Genomic DNA, 26,212 nt, shown 5'->3' with positions numbered 1-26,212 from the left:
GTGACACTGGGGAATATCCATGAAAGTGGGCGACTTTCAGGATTTTCCAGTTCCAGAACCACAGTACAAGATACCCATCACGAAAAATGCGGAAGAACCTCGAAATTGGCGGCGGGCATGTTGCCCGTGGCCTCGGTGCCCTTGCGCTGCACGCCGATATGGTAATATTCGCCCTTCAGCACCAGGCGCTTCCAGCGGAAGCCCAGTTCGGGACCGGCGGACCAGACGGTGCCCGCATTGCCGACCGTAGCACTCAGCAGTTTCGTCGTCGTCAGGTTGACCTCGGGCGCCTCGCTCGGGGAATAGACGCGGCCATTGGCGGTCTCGTTCACCTTGAACGCGCTGATGGCGGACATGCCGACATGCACGTCCACATCGCGCGAGACATAGGGACGGCCCGCGACACGGAACGTCGCCCCCGTCTGGCTGTCGCTGACCACGGCGGAGGAGCGGTTGCCATAGGTCTGGCCCGTCACGTAACCCGCGATCCACCAGCGCTTGGCATAATGCAGGCCGCCAAGGCTGAATCGCGCGTCGCCCGCGGCGATGTTGCGCACGATGTCGGTGATGGCGGGACGTTCCATCATCTCGAATTCGTTGGAGCTTTCGGAATCTTCCTCCGTCACGCGGGGCTGGAAGTAACCGGCGGTCAGGACCGTGTTGTGGATGCCCGCGTAATTCAGGTTCGCCTCATACAGCGTCACCGAACCGTCCGCGCTGCCCGCGCCGAAATCGGGCGTGATGTTCGCAATCCAGTTCTTGTAGCGGAAGGAGATGGGAATACGCAGGCGGCGCGCATTTTCCGTAAGGCCCGGGAACAGGCCCTTGCTTTCGCCCGCGCGCGGGGACATGCCCATGAACCCGCCGACGTCCTCGTGGAACGCAAGGCCGATCTGCAGGGCATAGGCCCCGTCCTCGGACGAGATGGTGGGACGGCCGCCGGGGAAGCCGATCATCATGCCACCGAAATGGACGGCCTCCTCCTTTTCCGTCGCGGCGCGGAACGATTTCCACGATGAATCGATCCCGCGGTCGGACGGCGGCGTGCCCACGTCGGACGAGCGCAGCATGCCGCTGACGGAACCGTTCATCCCCAGGCTGGTGTCGCCCCCGATCGCGATGTCATTGGCCATGGCGGGCGACATCGGCGCGCCAGACGGCCGGGCCATGGCATGGCGCACCGGCGGCGTGCGCTGCTGCGTGGTGGCGGCCGAACGCCCCTCCTCCCGGACAAGGCGCTGGCGCAGGGCACTGATCTGCCCGGACATCTCGCGCCGCATTTCCAGCATCTCACGCTGAAGCTGCTGGATCTGTGCATCCTGCGCGGATGTCGCGCGGGCCTGCCCGACGGGCATGACGCCCCACAATGCGGAAGAAGCCAGAAAGAACGAAACGGCAGGCCGGCGAATCATCTTATTCATTCCGTAAATAAAAGATGATTGTGGTGTAGTCCGTCCGCGCTTTACTGTGTGTTATGTTTCCAAGACAGTTTCATGAAGCTTTTATGACAGTCGCAGATGCGCGAAAACCTGCCCTTTTCGGGGCAGGTCCACGGTGATCTTCGCGGTTTCCGGGTGACGCTTTTTCGATCAGAAGCTCCGCCGGAAACTTTTATTATTTTGCGCTGTCCCACTTCTGCAGGATATCCGCCTTCACATTGGCGGGCACCGGCACGTAATCCAGACGGTTCGCCGCCCTGTCACCATCCTGCAGGGCATGGCCAAAGAACTTGCGCACGGCCGCGCCATGTTCCGCCTGCGCCACCGGCACATAGACAAGGACATAGGTCGGCGACACGATGGGCCACGCGCCCGCGCCGTTGGTGTCGATCAGGTCCACCGCGAAATGCGATGCGCCCTTCCAGTCGGCGGCTTCGGCGGCGCGGCTGAAGCTGTCGAGGCCCGCGGCAACAAACGCGCCGCTGTGGTTCTTCAGCTTGACCGTCGCCATGTGGGTGTTGGCGGCAAAGGCATATTCCACGTAACCGATCGCGCCTTCGGTATTGCGCACCGATGCCGCCACGCCATCATTGCCACGCGCGCCAATCCCGCCGGGCCAGGAAATGGACGCGCCAGAGCCCTGCGCGGCCTTCCATTCGGGCGACACGCGCGCAAGGTAGGACGTGAACACGGCGGTCGTGCCCGACCCGTCCGCGCGATGCACGGTGGCGATGGCCGTATCGGGCAGCTTCAGGCCGGGGTTCAGGGCCGCGATCTTCGGATCGTTCCACTGCTCGATATCACCGCGATAGATGGCGGCCAGCGTCGGGCCATCAAGCTGCAGCGCCCCTGCGGGCACGCCCGGCACGTTGACGACGGGCACGATGCCGCCCATCACGGTCGGGAACTGGAACAGGTGGGCGGCGTCCAGCTTCTGCGCGTCCATCGGCACGTCGGAGGCCCCGAAATCCACGGTCTTCGCCAGGATCTGGTTCTGGCCCGCGCTGGAGCCGACGGTCTGGTAATTCAGGCTGACCCCGATCGAACTGCGGCTGTACGCGCCCCACGCACCGTAAATCGGCGCGGCAAAGCTGGAACCCGCCCCCGTGATGTCGGCGGCATGCGCAAGGACCGGAGCAGCACTTGCCGCAAGGGCGAGCGCCAGAAATCGGACAGGAAAGTACATAATACTTTTGTTCCCCAATACAACGACCGGATATGCAGGTGAATATCCAGCGGACGCGGGCAAATATAACGGCGGATTCAGGGGGCGGGATTATATATCCGTGACAGTTTCATGACAGTTTTATGAAACCCCACCCCCATGCAGAAACCGCCCGGAAAAATAGAAGTTTTTGGATGTCGCCTTTTTTCAAAAAGGTGACGTCTTTCGAAGCTTTTTGAAAAAAAGCTTCACCAAAAACTTTTAAATTAAATATCCTGATCCGCGATGCCGCCACGCGGCCGCACGACCGGCAGGATACGCCCCGTCGCGGCGTAATAGACGCGTTCGCAGATGTTGGTGGCATGATCGCCGATGCGCTCCAGGTTCTTGGCGATGAACAGCAGGTGCGTACACGGCCCGATATTGCGCGGGTCCTCCATCATGTACGTCACCAGTTCGCGGAACATGGAGACATAGAGTTCATCCACCGCCATGTCCGATTGCCACACCTCCCGCGCAAGGTCGGGATCGCGCCGGTCCATCGCGTCGATGGTGCGGCGCAGGTTTTCCTGCACCAGACGTCCCATGCTGCGCAACCCGGTGACGGACACGGGATAGGACAGCAGTTCCCCACGCAGCGCCCGGCGCGCGATCGAGGCCGCGCAGTCGCCGATCCGTTCAAGGTCGCCCGAGATCTTGAGCGCGGAGACAACCTCACGCAGGTCGCCTGCCATCGGCGCACGCAGCGCCAGCAGGCGGATCACCAGTGCCTCGGTCTGGCGTTCGAGGTCATCGACACGGGGGTCGAGTTCCGGGGCCTCGATGGCGGCGTCCTCGTCATGGTCCACCACGGCGGCGATGGCCTGCGACGTCTGGCGTTCCACCAGTCCGCCCATCTGGCTGATGAGGGAGCGCAGGTGTTCAAGCTCCTGCTCGTAACTATGGACCGTATGTGCTGATTCGTTCGGCATGGTCTCGATATTTCCTGTCTCAGCCAAAGCGGCCCGTGATGTAATCCTGCGTCTGCTTCTTGTGCGGGGCGGTGAACATCTGGTCCGCCGTATCGACCTCCACAAGTTCCCCCATATAGAAAAACGCCACCCGGTCGGCGCACCGCGCCGCCTGCTGCAGGTTGTGCGTCACGATGGCGATGGAGAAATCGCGCTTGAGTTCATCAAGCAGTTCCTCGATCCGCGCGGTGGAGATGGGATCAAGCGCGCTGGTCGGTTCATCAAGCAGGATGACCTCCGGACGGGTGGCGATGGTGCGCGCGATGCACAGGCGCTGCTGCTGCCCGCCCGACAGGGCGGCGGCGGACGCGCCAAGGCGGTCGCGCACCTCTGGCCACAGGGCGACGCGGCGCAGCACGTCCTCCACCCTCTGGTCCATCTCCGCACGCGACAGGCGTTCATGCAGGCGCACGCCAAAGGCGATGTTGTCATATATGGACATCGGGAACGGGGTGGGTTTCTGGAACACCATGCCGATGCGCGAACGCAAAACGTTCACATCCACGCCCGGCGCGATGATGTTGCACCCGTCAAAGATCACCTCCCCCGTCGCGCGCTGCCCCGGATAGAGGTCATACATCCGGTTGAGGATACGCAGCAGCGTGGATTTTCCGCACCCTGACGGCCCGATCATGCCGGTCACCTGGCGTTCGGGAAAATCGAGGGAGATGTTCTTCAGCGCATGGTTCGTCCCATACCAGAAATCAAGGTTGCGTATGGACAGCGCAGGGGTCGCGACATCCGTGGGCGCGGGGGCCACATCATCCATGACGATCGTATTCATTATTTTACGGATCCATTACGCAGGAGCCACCAGCGGGCAAGGATGCTGGTCGCAAGGACGGCGGCGGTAATCAGCAGCGCGCCGGTCCACGCCATCTGCACCCAGTCGTCATAGGCCGATCCCGCATACTGGTAGATCGTGACGGGAAGGCTGGCCATCGGGGCATTGAGGCTGGTGGACCAGTTGAGGTTGCCAAGCGAGGTGAACAGCAAGGGCGCGGTCTCGCCCGAAATACGCGCCAGCGCCAGCAGGACGCCGGTCATGATGCCGCCGCGGGCGGCACGCAGGCAGATGCTCAGGATCACGCGCCATTTCGGCGCGCCCAGCGCATAGGCCGCCTCGCGCATCGCACGCGGGACAAGGCGCAGCATGTCCTCCGTCGTGCGGACCACGACGGGGATGAACAGGATCGTCAGGGCGAACATGCCCGCCCATCCCGAAAAATGCCCCGCCGGTTCGACAAAGATCAGATAGACGAACAGCCCGACAAGGATGGAGGGCACCGAGAGCATCATGTCGGACACAAACCGCACGAGCGAGACGATGCGCCCGTCACGCGAAAACTCCGACAGGTACACACCCGCCATCATGCCAAGCGGGGTCCCGATCAGCGCGGCAAGCCCCGTCTGTTCCAGGCTGCCGACGATGGCGTTGGCCAGGCCGCCGCCGGTGCCGGGGGCGGCCGTGCTGTGGGTGAAGGTCGGCCATGACAGCCCTGCCCCACCGCGCACGATCAGCGTCCACAGGATGGAAAACAGCAGGTATACGACCACGACGGTCGCAATGATGCACGCAACGCCCACCGCGCGGTCGGTGATGCGGCGGCGTATCGCCTGCGCGCCGCCACTCTGCCACCCGCTGCCGGCGGGCATGCTGGCCTGCGTGGGGGCCGGGTTCGGGGTCACCATGGTTGCGCCCTTTCCTTATTCCGCGGCGTCACGGCGCAGGAAAATGCGCGAGCAGGCCAGCGTGATGAACGAGATGACCATCAGGATCGCACCCAGCGCCAGCAGCGCCGACAGCTTCAGGCTCCCGGCGGGGCTTTCGGGGAATTCCAGCGCGATCAGCGAGGCAATCGTGTTGCCCGGCGCGAACAGCGACCATCCCATGTGGTTGGCGTTGCCGATGACGAAGGTGACGGCCATCGTCTCGCCCAGTGCGCGGCCGGTACCCAGCATGATCCCGCCCATCACCGCCTGGCGCGACCATGGCACGACGACCTTGCGCATCACCTCCCACCGGGTCGCGCCAAGGCCGAAGGCGCTTTCCTTCAGCACGGCGGGGATGGAGGTGAACACGTCCGTCATCACCGAACAGATGAAGGGCGTGACCATCAGCGCCAGCACCACGCCCCCCGTCAGAAGCCCTGTGCCATAGGGCGCGCCGCTGAACAGCAGGCGGATGCCCGGCACATGGCCCAGCAGGTGCTTGGTCGCGGGTTCGACATGGTGGGCCATGAACGGCACGACGATGAAGAAACCCCACATGCCGAAGATGATCGACGGCACGGCCGCCAGCAACTGTACTGCGGTTTCGATCACCCGCGCCAGCGCGGGCGGCGCCATTTCCACCAGCCAGAACGCCACGCCAAACGCGAACGGCACGGCAAAGAAAAGGGCGACCAGCGTCGTGACCAGCGTGCCGAAGATGGACGTCGCCGCCCCGAAATGCTGCGTCACGGGGTCCCATGCGGTGCTGGTCAGGAACTGCGGACCAAAGCTGGCGAGTGCGCGCCAGCCACCAGCGACAAGGACGATGATGATCCCGGCCATGACCAGCAGGATCAGCCATCCCGCCATGCGCGCGACCATCGCAAACACGATGTCCCCACGCCGGTCCGACGCCACGGCCGCCCTGGTGGACTCATCAATGGTGGTGGGGGCCATGTATTGGGCCATGTCTTTTCCTGATATGCAAAACGCAGCCTCAGGGTTAGACAATGGCAATAGCGCGGATCAATAATAATCCTGCCGCATCTGTGTTAAGTTTTTATGACACACCCATGCGCCTCTACTGTCATGTAAAGTTCATTTATTTCGCCTTGCCCCCACGCATGCCCTCCGGCATAGCGGGCGCGGATGCACCGAGGTGCACCAGTCATCAGCACAGCAGGCAGGACATGTTCGAATCCAGCATCGTTGAAATCAACGGCATCACCCTTGGCGTCGTCCTGCGCGACTACCGTGACGGGCCGTGCAGTTTCCGCGCCCTGCATGAACGCACCACACAGATGAACGGCCGCCGCTATGCCACCATGGAGGACGCGCGCGCCGATGCCCGCACCCTGATGCGCATGGCCACCACCGCGCAGACATATGGGCTGCACGCCTGAAAAGAACGTAAAATCATTAAAAGTTTTTGGGTGCCGGCTTTTTTCAAAAAGGCGGCGTCTTTCGAAGCTTTTTGGAAAAAAGCTTCACCAAAAACTTTTATTCCGATGAAGTGCCTTTTTCCCCCGGGGCCAGCAGCGTGCGCACCAGGTAAAGGCATGACAGCACGACCTGCCGTTCCTGCGCGGCCTGTGGGGGCACGGGGGTATGGGCGACCCGTCCCTCGATCATCCGCAGGGTGCCATGTTCGCCCGCCCGCCCCTGCTGCCACCGGCGCAGGAACAGCGCCAGCGCCTGCCGCGTGGCGGGGGGCAGGTCGTTGCGGCGCGCCACATCCCGCAGGGCAATGACACTCAGCCCCAGCGTCATCGCCCGCAGTTCCGCGCGCATGTACTGCTCGACCATCTCCGGCGGGACGGTCGTGGAATTGCGCAATATGCGCACCAGACTGCCCGCGCAGGCCGCAAGCCACTGGTGCGCGGCCATGCGGTTGCGCCCCGCGCCCAGGCCCCGCAGGCGGCGCGCGGTCCATGCCGCCGTGCGGCGCATGTGGGAATCGATGCGGAACGGCACGACCATGCGATAGGTCAGGATGGCGAACAGGATGCTGCACAAAAACGCCAGCGTCCCGTTGAGGAACGCGACCTCGTCATAGCGTCCCTGGTTCATCGGGCCGATCAGCACCGGCAGGAACATGTTGAATGAAAACGCATATCCCGCCGTCGCCGCATTGCGCGCGGCAAGGCCGCCGATGGTCATGGGCACCAGCAGCGCGAACACCAGCATTTCCGGCGCGGTGATGGCCGGGATGACCCAGAACGCCAGCACCGTCCCCACCGCCGCGCAGTACAGCCCCCCCTTGAAGAAGGGCATGCCCGCGATGACCGGGTTTTCGCGCGTCGCCAGCAGGCCATAGACCAGCGCAAGGAAGGAAATGAACGCCGCCCCCTGCCGCCATGCCGTGACCTCCCACACCAGCCACGCGCCAAGGATGGCGCAGCAGGCGCGCACGCCGTTTTCCAGCGCCTCCACCGCATGCCGGCGCGACGTGACGCGAAAGCGGAAATGGTCGTGGCGCACCGGATTGTCACTGGCGCGGATTTCAGACAGGACCTGCCCCACATCCGCCAGCAGTTCCACAAACAGGGCGCCCAGCGCCGGATGGGCCGCCGTTGCCTGCCGTGCGTGCCACAGCGCCTGCAGACGCGTCACGCGCGCGGCCATCTCCGCCGGGTCCGCCCCGCCATCGCGCAGCAGCGCGCACAGTTCGCGCACATATTCCCGTGCATCGCGCCGTACCTCCGGGGCCTGCACCCCACCTGACAGCAGCAGCGACACCCCCCGCACACGCGCCAGCAGCGCCAGCAGCCCCGCAAGCGCCGCGCGCGCATGGTCGCCCGTCCGGCTGCCAGGTTCGAGTTCAAGCTCGCTGAATTCCACCTGGCTGTTGAACGCCACCAGTTCACCCAGCGTCGTCCCCATCGCGGCGGGCGAGATCTCCCCCTCCAGCAGGTCGGCAACCGTGCGCGTCGTGTTGGCGAACGCCCGCATCAGGCGCGCATGCAGCGCCTGTCGCGCATGGGGGCCGACGGAGGGCATGAACAGGATCGCCAGCGTCGCCTCGCACACAACGCCCAGCACGATGTAACTGGTGCGCGCGACGCTGATGTCGAATACATGGTCGGGTTCCAGGATCGCACCGGTTGCGATGATGGCCGACGTAAAGCCCGTCAGCACCAGTCCATAGGCGCGGTAATTGTCCAGAAGCGTCGCCCCCGCGCAGCACAGGCCGATCCACAGCGCCAGCGCGCAGAAAAACAGGCCCGACGCCTGCGGGAACGCCGCAATCAGCGTCATCGCCGCAACCGACCCCAGCAGCGTCCCCGCCACGCGCCAGCGCGCCTTCGCCAGGCTTTCCCCGCGGGAGGACTGCGCCACCACCCACACCGTCAGCGGCGCCCATTGCGGGCTGTCGAGTTCCATCCACATGGCGATCAGCAGCGACAGGATCGCGGCAAACGCCGTGCGCAGGGCAAAGGCGAAATCCGCAAGCGAGGGCGCATACAGCCACGACAGTTTCCGCACGAAGGACGGCAGGAGGGCGGACAACGTATCGGGATCGTGGGCGCGCGCGGTCATGACGGGGCCGACCATGCAGACGCGGCCCCGCGCGGGTCCAATCGTTTGTCGTGATGAGATGATAAGGAGGGGTTATGAAGGGCGGGTCTGCGGGTGCCGGTTTTTTTCAGGAAGATGGCGTCTGTCGAAGCTTTTTGAAAAAAGCTTCACCAAAAACTTCTGATTTTTTGAACAGGGTCCCGGCAGGCTGCCTTTTTACCTTAATGGATCAGAAGTCTTTTTGCTTCTTTTTCTACAGAAAAAGAAGACCCTTCCCCTTACACACAGAACACGTCATCGGTCCGCAACCGCATGCACACCTCCCATATCCGCGTCAGCACGGCGGACGGGTTGGGCTGTCGCAGGCGTACGATCGCGACCTCCGGCGCAACACAGGGCACGATGGGACAGGTGCGCAGGCCCGCGCCGCCCACACTCTCCGGCAGGGCCGCGACCGGCAGGATGCTGCACAGGCGGCCCGCACGCAGTTCGGAATGCAGCAGGCTGATGGAATCCGTCTCCAGCATGATGGTGGGGGTCACGCCCGCGTCGCGAAACCCGGCATCAATGATCTGGCGACTGCGCAGGTTGCGGGTGAACAGGCACAGCGGAATGGACGCGACCTCCGCCCAGTCACATTCGGCCCCGTCGGGCACGGGGGCGGACATCGCACCCGCCAGCACGTACTGTTCCGCATAAAGCGGCCGCACGTCGAACGCGCCCCCCACCGGCACCTGGTCAAGGTAGGTCACGCCCAACTGCACCTCATGCTCACGCAGCATGCGCGCGATGTCGCCCGCCGCGGCGGAGCGTACTTCCTGATGCAGGCTGGGGATGGCGGTGCGGAAACTTTCCAGCAGCAGCGGGATGGTCAGCAATGCCGGCGGCATCACCCCGATCGACAGCGACCCGCCCGCCACGTCCTGCGCAAACGCGGCCTCCTGCTTCAGGCCATCAAGGGCGGCAAGCGTCTGCTTGGCCCATGCGAGGACACGCCGCCCCTCCTCTGTCAGGCCAAGGAAGCGGCGGTTGCGATGGATGACGCATACGCCCAGTTCGTTTTCAAGCTGCCTGATCCCCGCCGACAGCGCAGGCTGCGACACGCCGCAATGTTCCGCCGCACGGGAGAAGTGGCGGAAACGCTCTAGGGCGATCAGGTAGGTCAACTGGCGCAGGAACACGGCATCTCCCGTCGGGTCAGGGGTAACGTCCCTGTTTTATAGAAGATGTATGTTCCGGGACAGTCGGAGGATGAATTCATAAAAGTTTTCGGATGCCGCCTTTTTCCAGAAAGGCAGCGTTTCCTGAAGCTTTTTGAAAAAAGCTTCACCAAAAACTTTTGAATTTTTGAACACAGTCCCGGCAGGCTGCTTCTTTCCCGGATTGATCAAAAGTCTTTTTGCTTCTTTTTCTACAGAAAAGAAGATCCTACCCCACATACCGCGCAAGGAACGGTGCCGTCGCACTCCGCGCGGCCTTCGCCACCTCGGCGGGCGTCCCGGCGGCGACGACCGTGCCGCCGTCCTCCCCCGCACCCGGCCCCATGTCGATCACCCAGTCCCCGCCCGCGACCATGCGCATGTCATGTTCGGCCACGATCACGGTATTGCCCTGGTCCACCAGTTCATGCAGGTGCGCCGACAGGCGATCCACGTCGGACGGGTGCAGCCCGGTGGTCGGTTCGTCCAGCACATAGAGCGTATGGCCCCGCCGCTGTTTCTGAAGCTCGGTCGCAAGCTTGATGCGCTGCGCCTCCCCACCGGACAGTTCGGTCGCAGGCTGGCCCAGACGCAGGTGGCCAAGGCCGCTGCGTTGCAAGATCGACAGGCAGGTCGCCGCATTGGGCACGTCCGACAGGAAATCCAGCGCCTGGTCCACGTTCATCGCCAGCACATCGGCGATGGAGCGATCGCGGTAGGTCACCTCCAGCACCTCCGGCCGGTAGCGCGCGCCATGGCAGGTCGGGCACGGGGCATAGACGCTGGGCAGGAACAGCAGTTCGACCATCACCGACCCCGCCCCCTGACAGTGGGGGCAGCGTCCCTTCGCCAGGTTGAAGGAGAACCACCCGGCATCATATCTGCGCGCGCGGGCAAGGTCGGTGCGGGCATACAGTTTGCGCACGACATCGAACAGGCCGGTATAGGTCGCAAGGTTGGAGCGCGGGGTCCGGCCGATGGGTTTCTGGTCGATCACCACAAGGCGGTCGATCCCCTCCAGCCCGGAGGCCACGCGCCCTTCGGGCTGGCGGAGTTCGGGGGTGGGGGCCTGGCTGTCCTCCTCCTCCTCCGCCACGGGCAGGGCCTGCCCCAGCGCACGTGCGACGATGCTGGTCAGCGCATGGCTGACGAGGGAGGATTTCCCCGACCCCGAGATCCCGGTCACGGACGTGAACGCCCCCAGCGGAAAGGCGACGTCCAGCCCGTCGAGGTTGTTCCAGCGGATATCCGCAAGTTCCAGCCACCCCTGCGGCGTACGCGGCGTATGGACCACCACCTGCGACGCGGCGAACAGGTAATCGCGCGTGCGCGACGCCGTGACATCGCGCAGGCCGTCTGGCGGGCCGCAATACAGGATTTCGCCCCCGCGCTCGCCCGCTTCCGGCCCGACATCGACAATCCATTCGGCATGGCGGATGACGTCGAGGTTGTGTTCCACAAGGAACAGCGAATTGCCCGCAGCACACAGCCGGTCCAGCGCGGCCAGCAGCGCCTGCGTATCCGCAGGATGCAGCCCCGATGAAGGTTCGTCGAGCACATAGACCACGCCAAACAGGCTGGAATGGATCTGCGTGCCAAGGCGCAGGCGCTGGTATTCCCCGGGGGAGAGCGTCTGCACCCCGCGATCCATCTGCAGGTATCCCAGACCAAGCTGCGCCAGCACGTCGATGCGCGCGACCATGTCGGCGGCGATGCTGCGCGCGGCGATCGCGATGGCGTCGTCATCCGTGCTGGCGGCCACGTCGGCAACCCCCGACAGCACGGTGCGGATGCGCCCCAGCGGCAGCGCGACCATCGCCGCGATGTTCATTCCCGCGAACGTCACGCGCAGCGCATCTGGATTCAGCCGCTGCCCATGGCAGACCGGGCAGTCGGTGGAGATCATGAACGACGCCGCGCGCCTGCGCATGGTCTCGCTCTGTGAATTGGCGAAGGTCTGGGTGACGTAACGCCGCGCACCGGTAAAGGTGCCCTGGTATGCAGGCTCCACCCCCTTGGCGATCGCGGCCTGCACCTGCGCATGCGTCAGGCCCGGATAGACGGGGACGGTGGGTGTTTCATCCGTAAACAGGATCCAGTCGCGCGTCTTGCGCGGCAGGTCACGCCAGGGGCAGTCCACGTCGATGCCCATGGTGATCAGGATATCGCGCAGGTTCTGCCCCTGCCACGCGGTGGGCCACGCGGCGACAGCGCGGTCGCGGATCGACAGGCTGTCATCGGGGACCAGCGTGGCCTCCGTCACGTCATGGACGCGTCCCAGCCCGTGGCAGCGCGGGCACGCGCCCATCGGCGTGTTGGGGGAGAAGGATTCCGCCTCCAGCCGTGCAAGGCCGGGGGGATAGGTCCCCGCGCGGGAATAGAGCATGCGCAACAGGTTCGACAGCGTCGTGATGCTGCCGACGGACGAACGCCCCGAACTGCCGCCGCGCTGCTGCTGCAACGCGATGGCGGGGGGCAGGCCATCGACGGTATCGACATCGGGCACCGGCATCTGCTGGAACAGGCGCCGCGCATAGGGGGAGACGGATTCAAGGTAGCGGCGCTGCGCCTCCGCATACAGTGTCCCGAACGCCAGTGACGACTTGCCCGACCCCGACACGCCGGTAAACACCACCATGGTGTCGCGCGGCACGTCGATATCCACATCGCGCAGGTTATGTTCGCGCGCGCCGCGCACGCGTACGAAATCCTGTCGGTCCAGTGGTGACGGCGGGGGCGATGACGGCATGGTGCGTACTCCGGCGGGTGGATCGCGCCATGATCCCACCCCCTGCCCCCCCGTTCAACCCCGCCACGCACATGGCCGCGGACACGCCGCCGCACATGGCACGGACATGCCACCCGTCATGTTGCAACAGACCAGCGCGGTCGTACGATCCCACATTGTTACAAAATTATGACAGTGTCACAGGATTTCCGAAAATGGAGTCGCAACGAATGTCCGGGTGACGTCCCGACGCACCTTTTCGGGCGCCTTTGTGGTCATTTCACAAATCCGGTGTTGCACGCGCGCAATGTCATGAAAGCTTCACATGAATTAACGCAACCGTGCAGATAGATCATCTCCTGCCTTTTCACTCAGGAGAATCCCAGGTGCCACCCAAGCTGATCCGTAGTGGTCGTATTGCCCTTGGCCTGTTCTGCTCTACCATCGCGCTGTCCGTTGCTCATTCCCAGACGGTACAGACACCGGCGGCGCAGAAGAAGTCTATCCGCACCCCCCACAAGACCAGTGCGACAACAAAGAAGGATAAAGACGGATACTCCACCGGCAATGTGGAGCAGATCATGGCGACCGCCCGGCGCACGCGTTCGGAGCAGAGCATCAACCACACCCAGTTGCAGCGCATCCTGCCGGGTATCAACCCGGTCAAGGCGCTTGAGATTCTTCCGGGCGTTGTCTTTGAAAATGCCGACCCATGGGGCAACAACGAACAGAATTCGTCGCTGTACATCCATGGCTTCAACCAGAACCAGCTTGGCTTCACCCTTGATGGTGTCCCGCTGGGCGACCAGTCCTATGGCAACTATAACGGCCTGTCGCCACAGCGCGCGGCGCTGAGCGAGAATATCGCCTCCACCTCGGTCGCGACAGGTGCTGGCGCGCTGGGTACGGCCTCGACCTCCAACCTTGGCGGTTCGCTGGAATTCACGACGCAGGACCCGATGCACAAGGCGGGCGGCCAGATTTCGCAGACATTCGGCAGCTGGTCCACCTTCCGCACCTTTGCCCGTGTCGATACGGGTGATTTCGGCAATGGCAACTCGGCCTATTTCTCATGGGCGCGGCAGGATGCGCGGGCGTGGGATTTCGCGGGCCACCAGGGCGGCAACCAGGTCAACGCCAAGTTCGTCCACAAGGGGTCGAAGGACAAGGTCACGGCCTTCTTCGACTGGTCGGACAAGGTGGAACCGAACGAGGACGGGATTGTCGAACCCGCCGGCGGCAGCATGTATGTCCGCCCGTTCCTGTATCCGAACCTGAAGGAAGCGGTAAATTACTATAACGGGTCCGCTGCCTATACGGCGGCTGGCAACAATTACCGCAACTACTATTCCGACGCCCAGCGCGAGGATTTCCTTGCCTATGTGAAGTGGACGCATGATTTCTCGTCCAACCTGCACTGGGACAACCAGATCTATTACCACCATGACATGGGCGAAGGCGTCGTCGCAGGCCCGATCAGCGCCGCCGGCCTGCCGACCCTGTTCAGCGCCTATTTCCCCAATGATTCCTCCACCCAGCTTTCGAGCGTGTTCGGCGGTTCGGGCATGGCGACGCGCACGACCGAATACTGGGACAATCGCGGCGGCATCATGTCCACCCTGCATTACAAAGTGGGCCATCATAACATCGAACTTGGCGGCTGGTACGAACGCAACGACAATACGCAGGCCCGGCGCTGGTACGCATTCGACATCAACGATCCCACCAGCCCCTATGACCGGCAGCAGAACCCGCTGATCCACCAGTACACCAACCTGTTCTATACCAACACCATCACGACGCACCTGCAGGATAGCTGGCAGATCACCAAGAACTTCATGCTCAGCGCCGGGTTCAAGTCGGAACTGGTCTATACCGACGGCACCCTGCCGGTCGCGGCCCTGCCGGGATCGCTCTCGCCCTCGACCGCGCGCACCATTCCCGGCGGCAACATCAATACGGCCAAGCCCTTCCTGCCCGCGTTCGGTGCGCTGTGGAACATCACGCCGCATGAACAGTGGTTCGCGAACATCCAGGAAAACATGCGCTCCTTCCAGGATACGGGTTATGGCAATGCCAGCCCGTGGGGCATGACCAGCCAGGCCGCGTTCGAGGATTTCAAGAAGCACGGCAAGGTGGAAACCGCATGGACATATGAAACCGGCCTGCGCACCAACCGCCATGTCCATCTCGGGCCGCTGACGAACATCAGTGGACAGCTTGAATATTACCACGTGCATTATTCAAACCGCCTGCTGTCGGTCGCCTCCTCGCCCTATAACAGCAACGTGTCCTACATCATCGGCAGCGCAAGCATCCTGACGAACGTGGGTTCGGTCAGCACCGACGGCATGGACTTCTCCATGACGGCGCAGTTCGGGCCACACTTCTCCTTCTACAACGCGCTTTCGTATAACAAGTCCGTCTATAACGACAATTACGCGACCGGCACCACGATCGTGCCGACGGCGGGCAAGAATGTCGCGGGCATCCCGAACTGGACCGAAAAGTTCGTGGCCTCCACCAACTGGGGCGATTTCTACGGGCAGTTCATCGGCGACGTGATCGGCCGGCGCTACACCACCTTCACCAACGACCTGTCGGCCAAGTCCTATGCCCTGTTCAGCATCAATGCCGGATACACCATCCGCAACATCCCGCATGTGCAGGGCCTGAAGATCCAGGGCAACATTACCAACCTGACGGGCACGCGCGGGTGGTCCACGCTGAACACCACCTATGCCAGCGGCCAGTATACCGCCTATCCGATCGCACCGCGCATGTTCTTCCTGACGGTCGGGGCAAGCTTCTGATCGACGGGAAATTTAAAAAAGTTTGGGGCTGGCATAGGTAAGCCAACAGAGGCTTGATGTGTCGCATGAAAGTACGTCGTCGCAGCCGGCTGCCTGTCAGCATCCAAAAGCGTCTTCTGGAGCACTTCGTTGCGGGCACACCCGCCCGGAGTGCCGCCGAACTTGTCGGCGTCAATCGCAATACAGCGACCCTGTATTACCGCAAATTGCTAGAGATCATCGCGGAACAGATTGCTCATGAGGCACCGGTCTCAGGTGAAATCGAAGTCGATGAGAGCTATTTCGGTGGACATCGCAAAGGAAAACGGGGCCGGGGTGCTGCCGGAAAAGTGGCTGTCTTTGGCCTGCTGAAACGGCATGGCCGCGTCCATGCCGTCATGATCCCCAATGCAGGACATCAGACGCTGATGTCGATCATTCGAAAGAAAGTGCAGCCGGATTCAATCGTCTACAGCGATTCCTGGCACGCTTACGACAAACTGGATGTCTCGGAATTTCATCACGAACGCATCGATCACAGCAGGCATCTTGCCTTGGGCAGAAACCATATCAATGGCATCGAGAATTTCTGGAGCCAGGCGAAACGGCATCTGCGTCGATACAATGGAATACCACGCAAGGACTTCCATCTCTTCCTGGCCGAGTGCGAGTGGCTCTTCAACATCCGCTCGCCTGCAAAACTCCTGAAAATCCTCACTCAATGGGCTAAACTGCCTGCGTGAACCGTCCCAAACAATGCTTACCTATGCCAGCCCCAAAAGTTTTTGGTGAAGCTTTTTTCAAAAAGCTTCAAAGAACGCCGCCTTTTTAAAAAAAAGGCGGCACCCAAAAACTTTTATCCTGATTAATATCAAGGTGATTTCAGACCACGCCTGCCCCACCATCATGGGGCAGGCGTTTTTCTGTACCGACCCTTACACCAGCACCGCATCGGCGGCGGAGCCGAAGAATTCGTAACGGATCCGTTCGCGTGGCACGCCCGCCTCCCGCAATGCCGCGACCATGTCACGCATGAAGCCATCCGGCCCGCAGATGTACCACGTCGCCCTTGCATCCACCTGCTGCTTCAGCCATTGCGGCGTCACCCGCCCTTCGTGCCGCGTCACACCGGCGGGGGCGTCCTCCCCCTTGGGCGCTTCGCGGCTGTAGAAGATATCCGCCGTCAGTTTCCCTGCCGCCGCAAGATCGCGGATATAGGCGCCAAACGCCTCCGTCGCGGGGGTGCGCGTCCCATGGATATAGCGCACCGGCACCTGCGCCCCGCTTTCCTCCAGCGCGCCAAGCATGGAGATGAACGGCGTCAGGCCCACACCCGCGCTGAGGAAGACCAGGGGCGACGCTGGCGGGCAGGCAAGGGTAAAGTCCCCCGCCGGGGCGGAAACCTGCACGATCGCGCCTTCGCGCACCGTATCATCCAGCCAGTCGGACACCACGCCGCCATCAATGCGGCGCACGCTGATGCGGTAATGACCCGAATCCGGCGCGGAGGAAATGCTGTAATTGCGGCGTTCGGACCCATGGCCCGGCACGTCAAGGCGGAAGCTGAGATACTGCCCCGGCTGGTGGCGCATCACCGGCCTGCCGTCCTCGGGCACCAGTTCAAAGGAAACCACGCCCTCGGCCTGCGGCACGCGCGCACGCACGCGAAACGCCCGCCATCCGACCCAGCCACCACGGGCGGCGGCATGCGCCTCATAGATCTGTTCCTCCCGCCCGATCAGGATTTCGGCCAGGAACCAGTACGCCTTCCCCCACGCTTCCATGATTTCGGGCGTCGCGGCATCGCCCAGCACATGGGCGATCGCACCCAGCAGGGCATCGGCCACATACGGGTAATGCTGCGGCAGGATGTTCAGCCCGACATGCTTTTCGGCAATGCGTTCGATCATGCCCGACAGCGCGCCGGGATTTTCGATATTGCGCGCATAGGCCAGCACCGCGAGCGCAAGTGCGCGTGGCTGTTCGCCATCGCGCTGGTGCGACAGGTTGAACAGGTCGCGGATGTCCGGGTTGGCCAGCAGGCGGCGATACATCTCGGTCGTGATGGCAAGACCGTGCGCCTCCAGCGCGGGCACGCAGGCGCTGATGATGGCGCGGGTCCTGTCATCAAGGGGGGAAGCCATGGAAGTCTCCAATAAGATGTCTGTTTCGCACATCTTTTATAATGCTGGAAAAGGATGTCAATGTTGGATACCTCACGCCCATGCGTTTAACCCTGCATACAGACTATGCCCTGAGGACACTGATCTATCTGGGGATCCATACCGACCGCCTGACCTCCATCCACGAGATTGCACAGGCCTATGGCATTTCGGAGAATCACCTGGTCAAGATCATCCACCGGCTTGGCCGTGGCGGCTTTGTGGAGACTCTGCGTGGCCGCAGGGGGGGACTGCGCCTTGGCCGCCCGGAGGAGGAAATCCGCATTGGCGATGTCGTACGCTATACCGAGGAAGACCTCGGCCTTGTGACCTGCATGCAACCCCCGGTGGAGGGGACGCGGCCGTGCCTGCTGGTGGGGGGATGTTCGCTGCGCGGCGTACTGGACGAGGCGCTGGACTCGTTCATGGGGGTGCTCGACAGCTATACGCTGGCGCAGGCGATCACGGCGCATGAACGCCGCTTCCTGGACGCTCCGCCGCCCCCGGCCGCCTGAGGGCGCGTCGCGCGGGTCAAAAGAAATGCCGCCTTTCCCATGGAAAAGGCGGCACCTGAAGGTTCCCGTTCGCGGATACCTGTTGCGGGAACTCAGTCCCCGGTGTTCTTCCTGCGACGGCCCCGCGCACGCGCGGGTGCTTCCGCGTCCGCCTGCGCGGCGGCAGGCGTGGCGGAGGCACTGGTGATGCTGCGTCCAAGTCCGCTCTGCTGCGCAAGGGCGGAGCGCTTGGCGGCATAGTTGGGCGCGGTCATCGGATAATGCGGCGGCAGGCCCCACTTTTCCCGGTACTGGTCCGGGGTCATGCCATAGGCACGGTCAAGGTGCCGCTTGAGCATCTTGAGCTTTTTCCCGTCCTCAAGGCAGATGATGTAGTCGGGGAAGACGGATTTCTTGATCGGCACGGCAGGCTGCTGTGGCTCCACCTTGTCCTGCCAGCCATCGGCGGTGGCGCCAAGGGCAGTGAAGACATTGCGGATCAGTTCCGGCACGCGCTCCGGCGGCAGGCTGTTATTGGCCATGTAAGCTGAAACGATATCCGTCGTCAGGGACATGATTTCAGAGTTCTGGATGAGTTTTTTATCCAATTTGCCACCATTCATACAAAAAAATCATAATAATATCACCGGCTGCATGATAATAATCCCATGCCGCCCAATACGCAATTCTCATCTCCATGCGGTATGAAGCCGCATATATATGCAGCTTCATGAAATCACCATATCATGTCATATATTACGAGGAACAGTTATACATGACGACATCCCCGTCATTATGAACCTGCCCGTCGCCATCCACCGTGACAGGTCAGGATGGCATGTCTTGTGTATTCATCGCGATGGCTATCTGGAAAGTTCCCATCTTTATTGCAGATATCCATCAGGCGCCGCGCGCCTGTACCCCGCGGCTTCCGTGCCATGCGGGGCGACACGCGCCCCCCTTTTTCATCAACGGGTTGGCCTGGATCAGAACTTGACCTGAAACAGCGACATGATCCCCTCGAACCGTTCCGCGCTGGTGCTGCCGGTGACCTGCCCGTATTCATATTCCAGCGTCACCCTGACGATGTCGGTGGGCCACCAGTTGACGGCAAGGGCCGCGATCTTCTGGTTCCCGCCATGGACCGCCCCGGAATGCAGGTCCACCTGCGAATACCGCGCCGCGACCTCCAGCACGCCGTACCCGTTGCACGCCACATGCTGCGCACGGTCGCATGTCGGCGATGAAAACGCGGCCGACCGCCCCTTCCACGCGCGCGGGCGGCCATTGAGCGTATAGGCAAGGTCGCCATACCACCCATGGAAACGCAACTTCCCGCCCGCCGTGGGCATGTGGCTGTTGACGAGGATATCGTACCCCTCCCCCTGGAACAGCAGACGCTTCCACGCCACCGCGGCCTCCACGCCGAAGGCCCCGGCGCTGTCGGCATACAGCCTGCCGGTATGCAGGTATTTCGACACCGTGCCAGGATTGATCTCGGGACTGTCGGACAGTGACACGGCGGGGTCGCTGCCGCTGATGGCGGCGGGGCGAAAGGCCCATTCCCCCGAAAATCCCAGATGCACCAGCAGCGAATGCGTGCGCACCGGCAGGCCCACCAGACGGAACGCCATGCCGCGCTGGTTGCCGTCCTGCCCCGGCCCCGCGGTCCCGGCGGTGGCGGACAGAGCGAGGTGATAGCGCCGGCCATAGGTTTCGGCCTGCACCGCCTGGCGTTCGATCCCGGCGGCAAGGTTGCGTGTCACGGTGGAAATGCTGGCGCGTTCGACAAAGATGGTGTCGCCCTGCGCCTGCATGGATTCAAGCCCGAAGCTGGGCTTGAACACCCCGGCGGTAAAGACGAAATGCTTCAGCCCGACATAGGACACCTGCCCCTCGAACAGGCGCATCGGACCGTTGGGGGCGGGGCCGAAATCCCAGATCGCGCCAATTTCCACCTGCTGGTGGATGTTCATCCGCACGCCATTGCGCAGGCGCGCGCCACGTGCGCCCGTGCCCATCGGTGTGGGCGCGGACTGCGCGAAACCGCCGACATCCAACTGGTCCGTGGCATAGGGGCGGATGGTAATGCCCGGCAGGGTCACGGTGGGGACGGCCTGCGCATGGGCCTGCGCGCAGGGCAGCAGCAGCAGGCACATCCCCGATACGATTTTCCACCGACCCGACACAGGAACCCGCACTCCCCCACACATTCCCCGACGGGCGGGTCATAACATCCCGTCATCACCGTGCGAAACGTCACGCACGACCGCAGCGCAAATGTGAGGCATGCACCTTCAGGCGGCGGCCACGGCATCCCCGCGCCGGTCACGCGCCCCGTCCTCCGCCGGGGGCAGCCACAGCGTGCAGGCCGTGCCCTCCCCCTCGCGGCTTTCGATCTGCAGGCGGCCCCCATGGCGGTCAACGATATGCTTGACGATCGCAAGGCCAAGGCCCGTGCCCTGCTGCACCTGTCCCGGCACGCGATAGAACTGCTCCGTCACACGCGGCAGGTAACGCGCGGGAATCCCGGGGCCATTGTCACGCACGCACACCACGACGCCCCCGCCGCACGGCCACGGCGCATGCGCCCCCCCGTCACGCCCCGGCGCGTTGGCCACCGTGACATCCACGCGCGCCCTGCGCCCCGCAACACCGGGGGCATAGCGGATGGCGTTGCCCACGAGGTTGAGCATCACCTGCACGATCTGGTCCGCATCGGCCATGACCGGCGCTGTATCGGGCGCAACGTCGAGCGCGCAGGTAATGTCCGCGCCCTCCAGCAGGGGGCGGGCCTCGTCCATGGCGCGGGCGACGACGGGGGCGATGTCGATGCGCGTGCGTGGGCGCTGGTGTTCGACCATCTGCACCCGCGACAGGTACGACAGCCGATCCAGCAGGCGCAGCATGCGTTCGGCCTGTCCCGCCATGATGCCAAGGAAGCGCGCGCGCGCCGGCGCGTCATTGGCGGCAGGCCCGCGCAGGGTTTCGATGAACCCCGACAGCGCGGCCAGCGGCGTGCGCAGTTCATGGCTGGCATGGGCGACGAAATCGCCGCGCATGCGGTCCAGCGCATCCTGCCACGTCCGGTCCTCCAGCAATGCGACGACAACCCCGCGCGCGCCCGGCACGCTCGGCGCGATCCGGCGCAGCAGCACGCGCACGACCCGGCGCACCGGGACATCGAGTGTCACGGTCGTCTCCGCCGTGGTCGAAAGCTGTTCGAGCACCTGCTGCGTCGCGGGATGGCGCACGATCGCGCCGAGCGTGTCGCCAAACATGTCCCGCGCCGAGGTGGAGGCATGGGCAAGGTCCCCGCGCGGGCCAAAGACGATGCATGCGCCGGGCAGCAGGTCGAGCATATGTGGCAGCGTGGCCAGCGGATCGACACGCGCCGGGTCATCACGCCGGAGCAGGCGGCCCGCCGGGCGGTCCGTGACAATGGCGGCCTGCGCGTCCGCCTCCATATCCCGTGGCATCATGTCGGGGGGCACGTCGTCCTCCCGCCCCCGGTACCATCGCACGGCCCGCGACACCATGGCGCGCGTCAGGGCATATCCCCCACCGCCAAGCACGACACCCGCAAGGAGGTCATGCATGGGCGCGCACCGTGCCGGGCCAGACCATCCGTGGCCGGGCGGTCATCAGGGCGTCACGTCACCGGACATGTCATCAAGGGCATAGCCACTGGCCCGGACCGTGCGGATCAGGTCCGGCAGGTCGCCTTCGTTAAGGATGCGGCGCAGGCGGCGGATATGGACATCGACCGTGCGCGATTCCACATGCACCCCGCGTTCCCAGACCGAACGCAGCAGATCCTCGCGCGAGAAGACGCGGTTGGGATTGCGCATGAAGAATTCCAGCAGGCGGTATTCCGTGGGGCCGGGCGACAGCACGCGGCCCGCGCGCGTGACCCGGTGGCTGACGGGATCAAGCACGACATCGACGAACCGCAGCACCGCCGTCGCATCGACCTGTGGCGCGGCAGTGGGGGCGCCGCCCGTATTCAGCACGCTGCGCCGCAGCAGGGCGCGCACGCGGGCGTTGAGCGCCTCCATCCCGCAGGGTTTCGTCAGGTAGTCATCCGCCCCGGTATCGAGCGCATGCACGCTGTCGCTTTCGGCGGTGCGCGCCGTCAGCATCAGCACGGGCATGTCGCGCATGGCCCCGCCGCGCGCGCGCAGCCTGCGGCACAGGTCCACCCCCGACAGGCCCGGCAGCATCCAGTCCAGCACCAGCAGGTCGGGCTGCCACGATCCCACCTGTTCAAGCGCATCAAGCCCGTCGGCCACGGCGCGGACCTCGTATCCCGCCGCCTCCAGGTTATAGGTGACAAGGACGGACAGCGCCTCGTCATCCTCCGCCACGAGGATCTTCGCACGGGGTTCGGCGGTGGATTCGGCGGCAGGGGTGGCGGTGGACAGCGACGTCACGGCGCGTCATCCCCTCCCACGCCATTCTTTGCCAGCTCCTCCCGCACCGCGTCGTCGGGGGTGGCCGCCGTGCCGGAAAACCCGCCGCGCGGGCGCACGACCGGCAGGATGTCGCCGGTCACGGTGTAGTACACACGCTCCGCGATGTTGGTGGCGTGGTCGCCGATGCGCTCCAGGTTCTTGGCGATGAACAGCAGGTGCGTGCACGGCCCGATATTGCGCGGGTCCTCCATCATGTACGTCACCAGTTCGCGGAACATCGCGGTATAGAGTTCATCGACCGCCGTGTCCGACTGCCACACCTCGTACGCCTTTTCGGGGTCGCGCTGCGTCATGGCGTCGATCGCGCGGCGCAGGTTGTCCTGCACCAGGCGTCCCATGCCACGCAGGCCGCTGAGCGAGACGCGCGTGCCCAGCAGTTCCGTGCGCAGCGACCGCCGCGCGACCGAGGCCGCGCAGTCGCCGATGCGTTCCATGTCGCCCGTGATCTTGAGCGCGGAGACGACCTCGCGCAGGTCGCCCGCCACCGGGGAGCGCAGGGCGAGGATGCGGATGACCATCGCCTCCACATCGCGTTCGAGGACATCGACCTGCGGGTCGAGTTCCGGGGCGGCGGCGGCGGCGTTTTCGTCATGGTCCACCACGGCGGCGACCGCCTGCGATGTCTGGCGTTCCACCAGCCCGCCCATGCGAACCATCATGGCGCGCAACCGTTCAAGTTCCTGTTCGAAACTGCTGACGATATGTGTGGATTCCTGTCCCATCAGCCCCTGTCCCATTTCCGCGTCCGCCATGCGCCCGATCGGTACGGCGCATATTTCACCATGATTTCAGGGCTTACGGACCTGATGGCAGGTATATTATATCGCCTGCGCGTTTCTTCCAAGGTGGAAAGCCGGGGACGGCGCTATTGTCATATTTCTGAAACATCAACATTTTCAAACGTCTTTTGCCAAGGAAACCGCCGCCCCATGACCCGCCGCGTCCTTTTGCAGCACCATCCGGCACCGACCCGCGCCGCACCGCGCCATGTGCTGGCTGCCGTCATGGCGGTGCTTGGCGGGGCGAATGACACCGCGTGGGCGGCCCCCGCGACGTCTGCGACGGCCCCTGCGGCCACATCCACCACAACACCTGCCGCAACGCCCGCCACCGCATCGCGCGCGGGCGCCCGGCACGCGGCCGCCACCACGCCGCACCCGAACGCCGCCATGCCCGCCCCCGCGCACGAACACATTTCCGTAACCCAGGCGCATCCCCACGGCCACCAGCCCGGCGGCGGCCTGCTGCGGGAGGAGAAGGCCCCGAAATCCGTCAGCACCATCGGCACCGACTTCATGGACAAGCAGGCCCCCTCCGCCACGGCGTTCGACATGGTCGCGATGCTGCCGGGCGCGAATGTCGCGACCTCCGACCCGCTCGGCTTCTCGCCGCAAACGAACATCAACGTGCGCGGCATGGGCGGGGATTCGATCGGCTACCTGCTCGAAGGGATGCCGCTCAACGACATCGCCTATTACAACGGCTATCCGGGGCAGTTCGCGGATACGGAGAATTACCAGACCGTCTCCCTCGCCCAGGGGGCGGCGGACCTTGACGCCCCCGTGCTCAACGCGGCGGGCGGCCTGATGGAAATGACGTTCCGCGACCCGGCGGAACGTGCCGGTGGCTATGCCGACGTGTCATACGGATCATACAACACCAACCGCGAATTCCTGCGGCTGGAGACGGGCACCATCGGGCATACCGGCATCCGCGGCTTCGTCTCCTACTCCCACGGCTATACCGACAACTGGCGCGGGCCGGGGCATGACGAACGCCAGCATATCGATTTCAAGTTCCTGCGCGACTGGGGCGATGACAACCGCGTCTCCCTCATCGGGACATGGAACACGATGGTCTCCAGCTACTACCCGCTGGTGGACAAGGCGGACTGGAAACAGTCGGGGCCGTATGGCGCGGCAAACAACCTTGCGCGCACCTTTGACCCCGATGACGCGGCGGGCGGGGCGGATTACGCGCCGCTGTACCGCCAGCCGGAGCGTATCTTCTATGTCGCCGCCCCCTCGCATTTCAACCTGACGCACGGGCTGCGGCTGAAGATGACGCCCTATGCGCAGTGGAGCTATGGCAACGACCCGTCGGGCACGACGCTGGCGGATGCGGGGATGTATGCCGAGGGGCAGGCGACACCGCGCGGGGTTCCGGGCGTGGATGACCTGGTGCGCGCGAACTGGACGCAGAACAGCTACCGCGCCGGGGTGAACGCCACGCTGGACTGGCACATCGCCAACCATGACCTCGTGCTGGGGGCATGGTACGACTATTCCGACGACAATGAGAAACAGCCCTTTACCGCCGTCAGTGCGAACGGATATGCCCCCGACATCTGGGTGGACCGCATCAGCCGCACCATCCTGACCCCCGACGGGCGGCAGTTGCAGGCGGGCGGCTTCCATTCCATCGCACAGACCAACGCCCTGTACGTGGGCGACCGGATGACGTTCCTGCACAAGAAGCTGCACCTTGAGGTCGGGTTCAAGGACGTGATGCTCGACCGGCACTGCAGCACGACCGATGCCGCGTGGAACCAGACCAATGTCGGCAGCAACACGTCCATCCCGCTGCCGCGCATGGCCATCAGCTACCAGATCACGCCGCGCCACCAGGTGTTCTTCAACACCACCACCAGTTTCCGCACGCCCGACGAATCCGCGCTGTTCACCACCTACAGCCCGATTACAGGCGCACTCGACCCCAACCGGGTGAAGAACCAGTATTCCGTGTCGGAGGAGCTGGGCTACCGCTATTCCGGGACGTGGCTGATGGGGGGGGTGACGCTGTTCAACTACGACTTCACCAACCGCGAGATCCAGACCACCATCGACGTGAACAATGCGACCGTGGCCTCCACCCTCAATGGCGGGGGGCAGACGACGCGCGGCGTGGATGTGGAGATCGGCACCCATCCGTGGCACCACTGGAGCCCGTACCTGTCGGGGGAATACCTGCATGCCACCATCGACGACGACATTTCCGTCAATGGCGACCTGCTGCGCACGCGCGGGCGCACCGCCGTCAACAGCCCGACGCTGCAGGCGTCAGCGGGCATCAGCTATGACGACGGGCATTTCTTTGGCATGGCGGACGTGAAATATGTCGGCCACCAGTATGCGACCTTCATGAATGACGAACGCCTGTCGGACCATACCACCGGCAACCTTGCGTTCGGATACCGCATGGACAGCCATTATTTCCTGTCGCGGCCGGAATTGCGCATGAACTTCATCAACATCACCAACCAGCATTACCTGTCCGGTGTCGCCACCCCCACCTTCAACGCGCGCGACACGACCGGCGTGCATGGCACCACCATCGCCGGACAGACGCCGACCTATTACTTGGGCGGCGGCCTTGCGGTGCTGTTCACGGCCTCCACCGGGTTCTGAACGGTTAGGGGAAATGAATAAAAGTTTTTGGGTGTCGCCTTTTTTTAAAAAGGCGACGTCTTCTGAAGCTTTTTGAAAAAAGCTTCACCAAAAACTTCTATTCCTTTAT

General features: G+C 63.7%; 19 protein-coding genes and 1 pseudogene. 5 read left to right on the top strand and 15 right to left on the bottom strand.

The genetic code is table 11. The annotated features are described in order from the left end of the window. Positions 1 to 98: 98 nt before the first annotated feature. The 6 genes and pseudogenes from CFR72_RS10835 to pstC form a co-directional block, all read right to left on the bottom strand. Positions 99 to 1,421, bottom strand: a pseudogene (locus CFR72_RS10835) (OprO/OprP family phosphate-selective porin); the annotation flags it as partial. A gap of 193 nt (positions 1,422 to 1,614) precedes the next feature. Then, positions 1,615 to 2,625: a phosphate ABC transporter substrate-binding protein PstS gene (pstS, locus tag CFR72_RS10830; RefSeq protein ID WP_110913956.1), complete on the bottom strand. Its 1,011-nt coding sequence runs from the start codon at positions 2,623 to 2,625 to the stop codon at positions 1,615 to 1,617. A 245-nt stretch (positions 2,626 to 2,870) separates the two neighbouring features. Next, positions 2,871 to 3,575: a phosphate signaling complex protein PhoU gene (gene phoU / locus CFR72_RS10825; RefSeq protein ID WP_110913955.1), complete on the bottom strand. Its 705-nt coding sequence runs from the start codon at positions 3,573 to 3,575 to the stop codon at positions 2,871 to 2,873. A 19-nt stretch (positions 3,576 to 3,594) separates the two neighbouring features. Further along, on the bottom strand, positions 3,595 to 4,398 hold the full coding sequence (gene pstB, locus CFR72_RS10820; RefSeq protein WP_110913954.1) for a phosphate ABC transporter ATP-binding protein PstB: 804 nt from the start codon (positions 4,396 to 4,398) through the stop codon (positions 3,595 to 3,597). Then, a complete protein-coding gene (pstA, locus tag CFR72_RS10815) occupies positions 4,398 to 5,306 on the bottom strand; it encodes a phosphate ABC transporter permease PstA (protein WP_110913953.1) in 909 nt (302 codons plus the stop codon). Before pstA ends, pstB begins: the two co-directional genes overlap by 1 nt. Positions 5,307 to 5,321: 15 nt before the next feature. Beyond that, positions 5,322 to 6,296, bottom strand: coding sequence for a phosphate ABC transporter permease subunit PstC (pstC, locus tag CFR72_RS10810; protein ID WP_110913952.1), 975 nt, complete (start codon positions 6,294 to 6,296; stop codon positions 5,322 to 5,324). Between the two features lie 221 nt (positions 6,297 to 6,517). On the opposite strand from pstC, the gene CFR72_RS10805 reads away from it, so the two are divergent. Further along, positions 6,518 to 6,730, top strand: a complete 213-nt coding sequence (locus CFR72_RS10805; RefSeq protein ID WP_110913951.1) for a hypothetical protein — start codon at positions 6,518 to 6,520, stop codon at positions 6,728 to 6,730. A 97-nt stretch (positions 6,731 to 6,827) separates the two neighbouring features. Here CFR72_RS10805 and CFR72_RS10800 read toward each other — a convergent pair whose 3' ends face one another. From CFR72_RS10800 to CFR72_RS10790, 3 genes are all read right to left on the bottom strand, one after another. After that, positions 6,828 to 8,867 (bottom strand): FUSC family protein, encoded by a 2,040-nt coding sequence (locus CFR72_RS10800; RefSeq protein WP_110913950.1) that lies wholly within the window; start codon positions 8,865 to 8,867, stop codon positions 6,828 to 6,830. Positions 8,868 to 9,124: 257 nt separating this feature from the next. Next, on the bottom strand, positions 9,125 to 10,027 hold the full coding sequence (locus CFR72_RS10795; RefSeq protein WP_110913949.1) for a LysR family transcriptional regulator: 903 nt from the start codon (positions 10,025 to 10,027) through the stop codon (positions 9,125 to 9,127). A gap of 247 nt (positions 10,028 to 10,274) precedes the next feature. Continuing rightward, entirely contained in the window at positions 10,275 to 12,794 is a 2,520-nt protein-coding gene (locus CFR72_RS10790) for an excinuclease ABC subunit UvrA (protein ID WP_110913948.1), read from the bottom strand. Positions 12,795 to 13,159: 365 nt separating this feature from the next. On the opposite strand from CFR72_RS10790, the gene CFR72_RS10785 reads away from it, so the two are divergent. Together CFR72_RS10785 and CFR72_RS10780 are read left to right on the top strand one after the other, a co-directional pair. After that, positions 13,160 to 15,586, top strand: coding sequence for a TonB-dependent receptor (locus CFR72_RS10785; protein ID WP_110913947.1), 2,427 nt, complete (start codon positions 13,160 to 13,162; stop codon positions 15,584 to 15,586). A gap of 65 nt (positions 15,587 to 15,651) precedes the next feature. Beyond that, positions 15,652 to 16,308 carry an IS1595 family transposase gene (locus tag CFR72_RS10780; protein WP_110913946.1) on the top strand — a complete coding sequence of 219 codons (657 nt, stop codon included), beginning with the start codon at positions 15,652 to 15,654 and terminating at the stop codon, positions 16,306 to 16,308. 192 nt (positions 16,309 to 16,500) lie between these two features. Here CFR72_RS10780 and hmpA read toward each other — a convergent pair whose 3' ends face one another. Further along, positions 16,501 to 17,709: an NO-inducible flavohemoprotein gene (gene hmpA, locus CFR72_RS10775; protein ID WP_110913945.1), complete on the bottom strand. Its 1,209-nt coding sequence runs from the start codon at positions 17,707 to 17,709 to the stop codon at positions 16,501 to 16,503. A gap of 80 nt (positions 17,710 to 17,789) precedes the next feature. Between hmpA and CFR72_RS10770 the strand changes: the two genes are divergently transcribed. Then, on the top strand, positions 17,790 to 18,242 hold the full coding sequence (locus tag CFR72_RS10770) for an Rrf2 family transcriptional regulator (RefSeq protein ID WP_110913964.1): 453 nt from the start codon (positions 17,790 to 17,792) through the stop codon (positions 18,240 to 18,242). Positions 18,243 to 18,334: 92 nt separating this feature from the next. On the opposite strand, the gene CFR72_RS10765 is transcribed toward CFR72_RS10770, so the two are convergent. The 5 genes from CFR72_RS10765 to phoU (CFR72_RS10745) all read right to left on the bottom strand — a co-directional run bounded on the left by CFR72_RS10765 (position 18,335) and on the right by phoU (CFR72_RS10745) (position 23,418). Beyond that, a complete protein-coding gene (locus CFR72_RS10765; RefSeq protein WP_244182255.1) occupies positions 18,335 to 18,796 on the bottom strand; it encodes a MucR family transcriptional regulator in 462 nt (153 codons plus the stop codon). 411 nt (positions 18,797 to 19,207) lie between these two features. Then, on the bottom strand, positions 19,208 to 20,380 hold the full coding sequence (locus CFR72_RS10760) for an OprO/OprP family phosphate-selective porin (protein WP_110913943.1): 1,173 nt from the start codon (positions 20,378 to 20,380) through the stop codon (positions 19,208 to 19,210). 138 nt (positions 20,381 to 20,518) lie between these two features. Next, on the bottom strand, positions 20,519 to 21,820 hold the full coding sequence (locus CFR72_RS10755; RefSeq protein WP_110913942.1) for a sensor histidine kinase: 1,302 nt from the start codon (positions 21,818 to 21,820) through the stop codon (positions 20,519 to 20,521). A 45-nt stretch (positions 21,821 to 21,865) separates the two neighbouring features. After that, on the bottom strand, positions 21,866 to 22,654 hold the full coding sequence (locus tag CFR72_RS10750) for a response regulator (RefSeq protein ID WP_110913941.1): 789 nt from the start codon (positions 22,652 to 22,654) through the stop codon (positions 21,866 to 21,868). After that, on the bottom strand, positions 22,651 to 23,418 hold the full coding sequence (gene phoU, locus CFR72_RS10745; protein ID WP_110913963.1) for a phosphate signaling complex protein PhoU: 768 nt from the start codon (positions 23,416 to 23,418) through the stop codon (positions 22,651 to 22,653). Before phoU (CFR72_RS10745) ends, CFR72_RS10750 begins: the two co-directional genes overlap by 4 nt. 207 nt (positions 23,419 to 23,625) lie before the next feature. On the opposite strand from phoU (CFR72_RS10745), the gene CFR72_RS10740 reads away from it, so the two are divergent. Next, complete coding sequence (locus CFR72_RS10740) at positions 23,626 to 26,103, top strand: TonB-dependent receptor (RefSeq protein WP_208630016.1); 2,478 nt, start codon at positions 23,626 to 23,628, stop codon at positions 26,101 to 26,103. The last annotated feature ends 109 nt before the right edge of the window (positions 26,104 to 26,212 follow it).

It is taken from the genome of Gluconacetobacter entanii (assembly GCF_003206495.1).
Lineage (GTDB): Bacteria > Pseudomonadota > Alphaproteobacteria > Acetobacterales > Acetobacteraceae > Novacetimonas > Novacetimonas entanii.
The sequence above is the reverse complement of the archived record's forward strand: the minus strand, read 5'-3'. Positions and strand labels throughout refer to the sequence as shown.